We start from the raw sequence: 11,148 nt of genomic DNA, 5'->3' as shown, positions 1-11,148 counted from the left end.
ATAATTAATTGTACTTTCGGAAAATGATACAAAAGGACGATAAACGACAAATATGGTCTTGGGCTATGTACGATTTTGCAAACTCTGCCTTCACTACTTTGGTAGTGACTTTCATATACGGTACTTTTTTTACCAAATCTATAGCTGATAATGAAATTTTAGGCACGCAATATTGGTCTTGGGCCATTTCTTTTACAGCTATCGTAGTAGCTTTGTGTTCTCCAATTTTAGGAGCTATTGCTGACAACTGGGGCTCTAGAAAACGAATCATGTTGGTGAGTACTTTGGTCTGTGTTACAGCGACTGCACTTTTGTTTTTTCCCCAGCAAGGACAAGTTCTTTCGGCTCTTGCGCTGTTCATTATAGCTAACATTGCTTTTGAGATAGGTACAGTATTTTGTAATGCTTACTTAGCAGAATTGAGCTCAGAGAAACGGATAGGTAAGGTATCTGGAATGGCATGGGGCTTAGGCTATGTTGGTGGCTTAATAGCTTTGGTGTTGGCATTGGTATTTTTTGTGCAAACAGAACAGCCTGTTTTGGGCTTTAGTACAGAAAATGGAGAAAATATAAGGGCTACCAATTTACTTGTAGCCTTATGGTTTTTGATTTTTAGTTTACCTATTTTTGTTTGGATTAAGGATAAGCACAATTCAAGCAAAAAGCCTTTGTCACTTGTGGTAAAAAATTCTTTTGTTAACCTAAAAACCACATTTAAAGAACTTTCTTCATACAGAAAAATATTTCATTTTTTGTTGGCTCGTCTGGTGTATAACGATGCTTTGATAACCATTTTTGCTTTTGGAGGTATCTATGCCGCTACTACCATAGGCTTTAGCTTTGAAGAAATCATTATTCTAGGTATTGTACTGAATGTTATGGCAGGAATTGGAGCTTTTGTATTTGGTTATTTAGAAGATGGTAAAGGCAGTGAGAAAGTGATTTTGTGGAGTATAGTTTTTCTTATGATAGCCTGTCTTATAGCCTTTTTAGCACCTGAATTGCCTGGCTTATTCCAATTTATTTTTGGAGGAAATGCCATTCCCGATTGGTTCAATGCCAAAAATTTATTTTGGATGGCGGCTATTCTAATCGGTCTCTTTTCTGGACCTAATCAATCGGCAAGTAGAACCTATATGGCTCGTCTTACTCCAGCAGAAAAAAGAAATGAATTTTTTGGGTTTTATGCCTTTTCAGGAAAAATGACAGCTTTTGTAGGGCCTTTTTTGTTTGGTTTGGCAACACGTTATTTTGACACACAACAAGCTGGACTTATTGTAATTTTTATTTTATTCTTTGTAGGATACAAGTTGATGAAGCGTCTATAAACCCCACTAAATTACTATCTTTGTTGTATGCGATTAATCTTGATTTGTTTACTGTTCAGCACTCAGCTTATAGCACAGCAATATTATACTAAAAAAGGAAACGTCAGTTTCTTTTCTGAAGCACCCATAGAAAATATATCGGCTATAAATGAAGATGTTTCGGCCATTATTGATAGCCAAACAGGTGGTTTTGCTTTTCGACTGAAAATAGAAGACTTTACTTTTCCTAATTCGCTTATGCAAGAACATTTCAATGAAAGTTATTTAGAAAGTGAGAAGTATCCTTTATCTACTTTTACGGGAATCATAGATGATTTTTCTAATTTAGATTTGAGTACTAAGCAAAATCTTGTGGTAAATGGAAGTCTTGCCATGCATGGCATTAGTAAAGAAGCTCAAATGAAAGCTACTGCTCAAATGATAAATGAGGATTTGTATATAACTTCTACTTTTGATGTTGCTCTTGAGGACTACGATATTGATATTCCCAAAATTATGATGTATAAAATTGCAGAAGTCATACAAGTAGTGGTTGATATGAAACTTCAAAACAGAACCGATGAATAGATTTTTAGTATTTGTAATTTTTATCAGTTTTCAGTCAACTTATGCTCAAGACTTACTGAGTATGTTAGAAAGCGATGACAAGGAAGTGCAACTAACAACTTCCATTTTTAAGGACAACAGAATTGTCAACGCCCAATCTTCTAAACAGACTTCCGAAGGAGAATTTAAATTTTTAATTCAACACCGTTTTGGCACACTCAACTCGGGCTTCTATAATTTATGGGGTATCGATAATTCTCACGTCAGATTTGGTTTGGATTATGGCGTTTCAGAACGTCTAGCTCTAGCTCTGGGACGAAGCTCTAATGCTAAGCAGTTTGATGCTTCAGCTAAACTTAATATCTTACAGCAAACGAACAAATGCCCAGTAGTATTATCGGCTTATTCGGCTATGTTTTTTGCCCACCCTTCAGAAAATGATAGGCTGCAAACCGATTATGACTTACTCAATCAATTTAGCTTCAGTAACCAACTCATTATAGCACGAAAATTCAATTCAGACCTTTCTTTGGTATTGTTGCCTACCCATATTCACCTCAATCGCTATTCAGCTGGTACATCTGCCGACCCTTTGTTTATAGGCGCAGGAGGACGTTATAAAGTCTCTAAAAAAATATCGGTCAATGGCGAGTATTTCTATGCTCTAAGCACAATGACTGAATTACATCAAAATATGTTGTCTTTAGGTGTTGATATAGAAACAGGAGGACATGTCTTTTCCTTACATTTAAGCAATTCACGTGGAATGAACGAACAGGCTTTTTTAACACAAACTACTGGTCAATGGCTAGAAGGGGATATCTACTTTGGGTTTAATATTTCAAGAGTATTTTCATGGTAAAAACAAGCAATAGTTTTGACTTTGCAATAGTAGGAGGAGGTATAGTAGGTTTATCTTGCGCCTACAAACTTCAAGTCGAATATCCACAACTCAATATAGTGGTCTTTGAAAAAGAACAAAGCTTAGCTACTCATCAAACGGGTAGAAATTCAGGGGTTATTCATTCAGGTTTATATTATAGACCCGGTTCTTTCCGAGCTAAAAACTGTGTTAATGGTAGAAAGCAATTAGTTGAATTTGCTAAAAAATACAACATCAAACACGATGTTTGTGGTAAAGTAGTCGTAGCCGTAAATCCAGATGAAGAAGAACGATTAGATAAAATTTGTGAAACGGGTAAGGCAAATGGCTTAGAAGGTATAGAGAAGATAGATGCTGTTCGCTTGAAAGAAATAGAGCCTTATGTTGAAGGTATTGCTGCCTTGTGGGTGCCCGAATCTGGTATTATTGATTTTGTCGGTGTGACCAATAAACTAGCAGAACTTATAACAGACATAAACCCAAACAGTCAAATCATCTATTCTTGTGAAGTCAAATCTTTTTCTGATGGTGGACTTATTAATACTACTAAAGGACAATATAAGTCGGATAAAAAAATCCTTTGTGGTGGTTTGTTTTCAGATAGGTTAGCTCAAAAAGACCAAGTTCATTCAAATGTACGCATAGTAGGTTTTAGGGGCGATTACTACGATTTAAGTGAAAAGGGCAAGTCCAAAGTTAATAACCTGATATATCCAGTTCCCAATCCAGAATTCCCCTTTTTAGGTGTGCATTTTACTAGAATGGTAGATGGTAGCATTGAGTGTGGCCCTAATGCTGTATTTACTTTCAAACGGGAAGGCTATGGTAAAACTGACTTTAATTTAAAAGACACTTTAGAAGCCTTAATGTATAAAGGAACGTGGAAATTATTCTTTAAACATTGGCGTTTTGGATTAAATGAATATAAAAGAGCATTTTCTAAGAGATTATTTTTGAAAGAATTAAATAGATTAATACCTTCGTTAAAAATGGACGATATTGTTGTCGGAAGAAGTGGTGTCCGAGCTATGGCATTAGGACAAGACGGCGAAGTGTTTGACGACTTTAAAATAGAGTGTAAAGGCAATAGTATCCACGTTTTGAATGCACCTTCACCAGCAGCGACTGCCTGTTTGGCGATAGGGGATGAAGTAATGGCAGTCGCAAAGAAAAATTTTAGTTTACCTTAGCAACAATGTTAAAAATATTTGGCTTTAGTAAGAAAGAAAAAATTACCGTCAAGGATTTAGCCTCGATATATTCTAGGACACTCTTTGAGGTTATCGATTTAGGTTTTTCAGAAATCATTGAATTTGTTAATGATAACAGAAAATTCGAAGAATCACCTAACCTTAAAATGGAAGATGCCAATTGGTTTTTGATGATTGTTTTTGCCGCTAATAATCATTATTTGTCTGATTTCTTTGAAGACTCCACAGTACATCACCTACACCATGCTAGTCTCAATGAGCTTATTCAATACCTTGATTTGGAAGAAGATGTTGTAAGAGATATGTTTATCGATTATGAAAATTTCTTCAAAGAGCAATACAGCGATGATATTAGCATAGAAAAAGCTATGGCAAAAAGTATTTTTGTCAAATATAATTTAAACGAATATCAAGGAGAACTTCTGAAAAATCAGAATGAACCTAATCCTGTTTTCCTACAAGAATTGACTGACCTAATGAGTAACTTCATTTGGAATTGGTCGGATTATCTATCGAAATATAAGGTTATAGAAGACTAGAGTTTTTCTATTCCAGTATAGTTGAAAGGTGTTATGCTTTTCAGATAGGCTTTCAACTCATCACTAACCTGTAAAGTGTCAATAAAATTACTTAGTGTAGGCTGTTCTATTAAGCCGTTTGTTCTAGTTAAAGCCTTAAGAGCTTCATAAGGTTTTGGGTAGCCTTCTTTTCTCAAAATAGTTTGAATAGCTTCTGCGACTACAGCCCAATTATCATCTAAATCGGCACGGATAGCTTCTTCGTTCAAGATGAGTTTATTCAAACCTTTTAATATCGATTTAAAGCCTAAGATAGAATGTGCCATAGGCACACCTACATTTCTAAGTACCGTTGAATCAGTTAAATCCCTTTGTAATCTTGATATAGGTAATTTTGCCGATAGATGCTCATAAATTGCATTTGCTATTCCTAGATTTCCTTCAGCGTTTTCAAAGTCTATAGGATTAACCTTGTGTGGCATAGCTGATGAGCCTACTTCGCCCTTTTTTATTTTTTGTTTGAAATAATTCATAGAAATATAAGTCCATATATCTCGACTTAAATCGATAAGAATGGTGTTAATTCTTTTGAAGTTATCAAAAAGTGCTGCTAGGTTGTCGTAATGTTCAATTTGAGTAGTCACCTGAGAACGATCTAGCCCCAATGTTTCTTCCACAAATTCATTGGAAAAAGCAACCCAATCCACTTCTGGGTAGGCAATGTGGTGAGCGTTGAAATTACCTGTTGCACCACCAAATTTAGCAGAAAATGGCACTAAATTCAATAAGCTCATTTGACGTTCAAGACGCTCGATAAACACCCTAATCTCTTTTCCTAAAAGAGTTGGCGAGGCAGCTTGACCATGTGTTCTTGCCAAAAGCGGAATATTTGCCCATTCGTCTTTTAGTTCTATTAGTTTTTCCATCATTTGAAAATAGTTGGGCAGAAAAATTTCTTCTACCGACTCTTTAATGAGTAGTGGTGTTGCCGTATTATTGATGTCTTGTGAAGTCAGTGCAAAGTGAATAAATTCCTTGTATTCACTGATTTTTAAACGGTCAAAGCGTTCTTTTAAAAAATATTCTACTGCCTTTACATCATGATTAGTTGTAGATTCTATTTCTTTAACTTCTTGAGCATCAGCATCACTAAATTCAAGGTAAATTTTCCTTAAAGGTTCGTAAAGCTTAGCATCAAAATTTTCTAATTGTGGGAGCGGTAGTTCACAAAGTGAAATAAAATATTCAACTTCTACTCGAAGTCTGTATTTGATTAGAGCAGCTTCTGAATAATAGAAGCTTAGTTCCTTAGTTTTTGATTGGTAACGACCATCTATTGGTGAGATTGCATTTAAAGCGTATAATGACATGATGAATAGCTTGTTATCTTTCTGCAAATTTACACCTTTTTAGAAGTTATAAAATAAAAACAGCCCACCATAATGGTGAGCTGTCATATTTAATAGATAATCTGATTTATTGCTTTATTAGTTTGTGAACAGACACTTCATTGTCTAATTGAATTTTAACGGTGTAAATTCCAGATTGTAAAGTGCTTATATTCATAGGTATGCTTTGTTTGCCTTGTAAAGAGCCATAATCAAATTCGCTGATACGTTTGCCAGTAATAGAATAAATACTTACAACTACATTTTGTGATGATGGATTTAATTCTATTGAGAAATTGTCTTGTGCTGGATTAGGCATAAGTTTAATGTCAATGGCATTCCAAAAGGCTATATCAGAAACGCATTGTGCCTCGCAATCTGCTAGAGTGCTATATTCGCCCTCGCCAGTTCCAGGATCTACACAGCCTGTTGCTTGACATTCCCAAGTTGGCGTAACGGTAGTATTGCCTGTAATTTCAAAAATTCTAGAATCTATTACTTGCTTAGTACCTTGATCTTCTACAAAAACAACTACCACGCAATTACTTAAGTCTTCCCATATTCTAAAAGAATTTTGAGTAACATTACCCATTGCGAAAGTATAGCTTTCGGAAACTGTTGTTGTATTTCCGTTACTCAGGTCGGCACTAGTGCCATTTGCCGTTGGAAGCATTTTTCTCATGACTTGATGAAATTCAGTTTCACCATTTGAACCAGCTGTATTGCTGTATTCATTTTCAACAACTGCAATATGTATTGTTGTATTTGGATAATCATAATATGAACTTATACTGACATCAACAGCTAAATCTGTACCATCTGTTGCTACTGCTGTAGCAGTAATATCTAGAAAAGAAGGCATACTTCTATGTTCATCAATTTCGTCTTGTGAACTAGAGGTTGAATTCCCGTCTATATGAGCGATTGGTACACCTGAAACACCGTAATGACTTACACGAGTGCCAACATCTTCATTGTAAGATTGGTCTCCTGAACCAGGCCAATTAACTTGATATTTAATACATGCAACTTTGGCAGTACCAATAAGATTAACGTCATTAGCGTCTAGCAAGGTCTGAAAGCCTGGGTTAAAAGCAGCGCATGGCCCACAGGTATTAGATGTAAAATGTTCAAATAATGGTAAACGTTGAGTTACAAATTCAACCGAATAGATTTCTGCACTTAGACTATTGTTACTATTGTCAACATCTATACCAGAATTAATGTTTTCTATGCTAACCGTAATATTGGCTGTGTCAGCACCAGCAAAAGATAATTGATCTGAATGGGTGAAGTCATAGGTTTCAAGAGTTGCTATTGATACGCCAGTGATATTATCCGTATATGTATTTGTTCCATCCGTCCATACGATATCCATAGATTCTATCGTTTCAGCTCCATAGTTTAATACTGTACCAGAAATATCAACATCAGCAGGAAATTGTACGTAGCTAGGAACATTTAAATCTGAAAGAATAGCATTAATTCCAACAGGGTTGAATGGCTCGTGCGATACACTAACGTCGTCGATGTAATATTGATTTCCACTAAGAGGGTATAAATTTAATGAGGCGACTTGATTAATCGTGTTTTCAAAAGTACCGACTACTTGATTATCAATCATAACTTGCCACTGATTTAAGGTCAAGTTTATATTCATTGTTATGTTAAACCAAGTATCAAAAGGGTAAGTGCTTTCTAGAAATACAGTGCCACCACCACCTGTTGAAAACTCTATGCTGCCGTCATCATTCATAAAGCAGTCCATAGACCATGTTTCTCCAATAGTAGTTTCAGCTTGAAAATTGAAATACCCTCCTGTATTATTATTGACATAAAAGTTTGCAGAAAGCATAAATTCACCTTCATCAAAAAGTTCTCCAAATTCTAGTACTACATCTTGTGGGCCGCCACCTGTAGCTGCAGTAGAATTTAGGTAAATAGAGTTTGAGCCACTAAAGGCATTGTTATCGGTAACTTGAACGTCTTGAGCACCTGCAGCGGGCCATACTACCCAAAGGGTGTCTGCTGCAGCGATGTAGTCGCCAACAGCATAACTTTCAAAATCATCTGTAAAACTGAATTGAGCATTGACTGTGAAAACAGAAAATAGACTCAATAGTAATGCTATTTTTTTCATTGTAAATTTTAGACTGGTTATTAGCTTAGCAAGTTTAATAAAATATAGTCATATAAGCAGCTTTAATTTGTGATTTTTACGATTGTAAATTCGTATTTTTGCACCATGACAACTCTAATTATCATTATTTGTGCCATTTTACTTTTACTTGGCTTATTAGGTTGTTTTGTTCCTGTTGTTCCTGGTCCTCCACTAGCATATATTGCTTTATTAATTCTAACTGCTTTTACAGATTACAAATGTTCAGATGATTTTCTTTGGCAGTGGGCAGGCATAGTAGTTTTAGTAACTATCGCTGATTTTTGGTTACAGATTTATGGTGTCAAAAAATTCGGAGGGACTAAAAAAGCAGTTAATGGAACGATGATAGGCTTATTGGTTGGGATATTTGCACCAATACCTTTCGGTTTTATAGTTGGTCCTTTTGTTGGAGCATTAATTGGTGCTTATTTGGACGAAAAAGACGATATTATTAAAGTCATTAAAATTTCATCTGGAGCCTTGATTGGTTTCATTGGCGGTTTAGTTCTAAAGTTAGTCGTTTGCTTTTATCTCATTCGAGAATTTTATTTAACAATACAAGTATATTTTGAAAGTTTGTTCAGTTTCGTACTTAAATAGTATTCCATTTGTTTATGGTTTAGAAAATAGTGGTATAGAAGTAGATTTATCACTAGAAATTCCTTCGGTATGTGGGCAAAAGTTACAAAATAATGAGGTGGACTTAGCCTTATTGCCTATTGCAGTTATTCCTACTTTAGATTATGCTGATGTAGTAAGTCCTTATTGTATTTCTTCTGATGGGGCTGTGCAGACTGTTTGCTTATTTAGTGAAGTGCCTTTAGAACAGATTGATACCATATTGTTGGATTATCATTCACGGACTTCAAATGCACTCGTTCAATTATTATCCAAACACTTTTGGAAAATACAGCCTAAGTTTAAAAAATCAGATGTAGATTTCGAGTCCAATATTCAGGGTAATACGGCTGGTGTCATAATAGGAGATAGGGCTTACAATTACAGAGATAGTTTTCCATTTGTTTATGATTTATCTGAAGAATGGAAAAAATTCAGTGGATTGCCTTTTGTCTTTGCCTGTTGGGTGAGTAATAAACCTTTAGATTCGTCTTTCAAAAAAGCCTTTTCTTCTGCTTTACAATACGGTATTTCTAATTTAGACTTAGCTTTATCAGAAAAGTCAGAAGATTTTGATACTCAAATTGATAAAACGAAATACCTCACTGAAGTGATAAATTACGATTTGACTGATGAGAAAAGAAAATCGATGCAGATGTTCTTAGATTTAATCTCCTAAACTACCTTCTTTTATTGGCAGCTTCTTGTTGTTTCTTAGCCATATCTTCCAAACGCTTTTGGAATTTAGATTTCTTAACAGGCTTTTTCTTGTTATTCTCTATTTGAGCCAAAATTTCATCTTCGTTAATGAAATATTTTCTCATTACAAATTGCTGTCCAAAGGTTACCATATTGGCTAGGAAATAGTAATAACTCAATCCAGCAGCATAGTTGTTGAAGAAGCCCAAGAACATGATTGGCATGAGGTACATCATCCACTTCATTTGTGCCATTTGTGGTCCACTCATCTGACTATTCATTCTGGTATATAACAATGTAGAAATAGTCATAAGTAGAGTAAACAAACTAACATGGTCGCCATAAAACGGAATCTCAAACGGTAAATCAAGAACCGAATCGTAAGTGGATAAATCCGTTGCCCACAAAAAGGATTTTTGACGAAGTTCTATACTAGCAGGGAAGAAACGGAACAATGCAAATAAAATAGGCATCTGTAATAGCATGGGGATACAACCTCCAAGAGGGTTAACTCCAGCTTTTTTGTAAAGTGCCATAGTAGCTTGTTGCGCTTTCATCGGATCTTTATCTTTATGCTTTTCGGTAATTTTATCAATTTCAGGTTTTAGAACCTTCATTTTAGCTTGTGATTTGTAAGCCTTCAATGTAAATGGTGCTAGAGCCATCTTAATGATGAAAGTCATTATTAAAATGATGATACCGTAATTGGTTATACTGTTGTCTAACCAATTAAAAATAGGAATAACAGCATATTTATTAACCCATCTGAAGATACCCCAACCTAAAGGTATCATTCTTTCCAAATCCATATTATAGGCTGAAAGTGTTTCGTAGTGGTTAGGACCTAAGTACAATTTTAAGGGTATACTTTCTCTAGAATTATGATTGTATGCCAGTTGAGTTTCTACCTCAAGATTTTTCACAAAATTTGTCGAACTTTCTTTAGTTGTGGTTTTTACTGAAGTCGGTTTTTCGAAACCGTCATTATTGATAAGTACTGAGCTAAAGAATTGGTGTTTAAGTCCAATCCATTGGGCTTTTCCTTCTAAACTTTCCTCATCATCTTTAGTTTCTGAAAGGTAATCTACTTCGTCGTTGAGGTATTTGTAGTAAACTGTAGAATACATTCTTTCATTTTCTATACTCTTTTCAGTACTAGGCAAATTGATAGACCATTTTAACTCTAAATCATTGCGATTGGAAGGGATAATTTTCTCTAAACCAACAGTATTTACATTGAAGTCCATCATGTAATCGCCGTCATTGAGTTGGTAAACGTATTCCAAATATCCACCATTAGACGCCATCATACGCATAGCGACAGAACGGTCTGATTTATCTACTGATTTGAAATATAAGTCTTGGGTATTTATAATACGATTTCCTTCAGAAAAGAATGTGATGTTAAAGGCCGAAGAATCTCTATCGACAAGATTTAGGGGTAAAGAATCAGTAGTTTGATAATCTTTCAAAATAGCAGAAACTATTCGTCCTCCTTTAGGTGAAATGGATAATTTCAAAACATCATTTTCAATAACGATGTCTTCATCGCTACCCTGTGCCGACGGAGCAAATACACCAAATGTACGTTGGTGTAAATCATTGAGTTCAGTAGTGTCTGAAACAATAATAGTATTCGTTTCTTCATTAACAGTGGCTTCTTCTACAATAACAGTAGTGTTGTTGTTGTCAGATGTTTCTGCTTCAACTTCAATTACTGGTGGGAATAGGGCATTGTAGCCAACTACTATTAGTACAATTAAAATGACGCCTGTTATGGAATTTCTGTCCATTGT

Annotated in this window: 10 protein-coding genes; 7 read left to right on the top strand and 3 right to left on the bottom strand. The window is 35.2% G+C overall.

Annotated elements, in window-relative coordinates; all coding sequences use genetic code 11:
• Positions 1-23: 23 nt before the first annotated feature.
• Genes ISP71_04850 through ISP71_04830 form a run of 5 tightly spaced genes read left to right on the top strand, consistent with a single transcriptional unit; the run spans position 24 to position 4,507 of the window.
• Positions 24-1,328 carry an MFS transporter gene (locus ISP71_04850; protein ID MBL6663414.1) on the top strand — a complete coding sequence of 435 codons (1,305 nt, stop codon included), beginning with the start codon at positions 24-26 and terminating at the stop codon, positions 1,326-1,328.
• 27 nt (positions 1,329-1,355) lie between these two features.
• Entirely contained in the window at positions 1,356-1,895 is a 540-nt protein-coding gene (locus ISP71_04845) for a YceI family protein (protein MBL6663413.1), read from the top strand.
• A complete protein-coding gene (locus ISP71_04840; protein MBL6663412.1) occupies positions 1,888-2,736 on the top strand; it encodes a hypothetical protein in 849 nt (282 codons plus the stop codon). Before ISP71_04845 ends, ISP71_04840 begins: the two co-directional genes overlap by 8 nt.
• On the top strand, positions 2,730-3,947 hold the full coding sequence (lhgO, locus tag ISP71_04835) for an L-2-hydroxyglutarate oxidase (protein ID MBL6663411.1): 1,218 nt from the start codon (positions 2,730-2,732) through the stop codon (positions 3,945-3,947). The genes ISP71_04840 and lhgO overlap by 7 nt, the downstream gene beginning before the upstream one ends.
• A 5-nt stretch (positions 3,948-3,952) precedes the next feature.
• A complete protein-coding gene (locus ISP71_04830; GenBank protein MBL6663410.1) occupies positions 3,953-4,507 on the top strand; it encodes a hypothetical protein in 555 nt (184 codons plus the stop codon).
• Here ISP71_04830 and purB read toward each other — a convergent pair.
• Both purB and ISP71_04820 read right to left on the bottom strand, forming a co-directional pair.
• Complete coding sequence (gene purB / locus ISP71_04825; GenBank protein ID MBL6663409.1) at positions 4,504-5,856, bottom strand: adenylosuccinate lyase; 1,353 nt, start codon at positions 5,854-5,856, stop codon at positions 4,504-4,506. The two genes, ISP71_04830 and purB, sit on opposite strands and share 4 nt — an antisense overlap.
• 106 nt (positions 5,857-5,962) lie before the next feature.
• Complete coding sequence (locus ISP71_04820; protein MBL6663408.1) at positions 5,963-8,014, bottom strand: T9SS type A sorting domain-containing protein; 2,052 nt, start codon at positions 8,012-8,014, stop codon at positions 5,963-5,965.
• Positions 8,015-8,119: 105 nt separating this feature from the next.
• Between ISP71_04820 and ISP71_04815 the strand changes: the two genes are divergently transcribed.
• Positions 8,120-8,635, top strand: a complete 516-nt coding sequence (locus ISP71_04815) for a DUF456 domain-containing protein (protein ID MBL6663407.1) — start codon at positions 8,120-8,122, stop codon at positions 8,633-8,635.
• A complete protein-coding gene (locus tag ISP71_04810) occupies positions 8,604-9,332 on the top strand; it encodes a menaquinone biosynthesis protein (GenBank protein MBL6663406.1) in 729 nt (242 codons plus the stop codon). Before ISP71_04815 ends, ISP71_04810 begins: the two co-directional genes overlap by 32 nt.
• A 1-nt stretch (position 9,333) precedes the next feature.
• Here ISP71_04810 and yidC read toward each other — a convergent pair whose 3' ends face one another.
• Entirely contained in the window at positions 9,334-11,145 is a 1,812-nt protein-coding gene (yidC, locus tag ISP71_04805; GenBank protein MBL6663405.1) for a membrane protein insertase YidC, read from the bottom strand.
• Positions 11,146-11,148: the final 3 nt, after the last annotated feature.

Source organism: Flavobacteriales bacterium, from assembly GCA_016779995.1.
GTDB lineage: Bacteria > Bacteroidota > Bacteroidia > Flavobacteriales > UBA7312 > UBA8444.
This window is presented reverse-complemented; position numbering and strand designations above follow the sequence as displayed.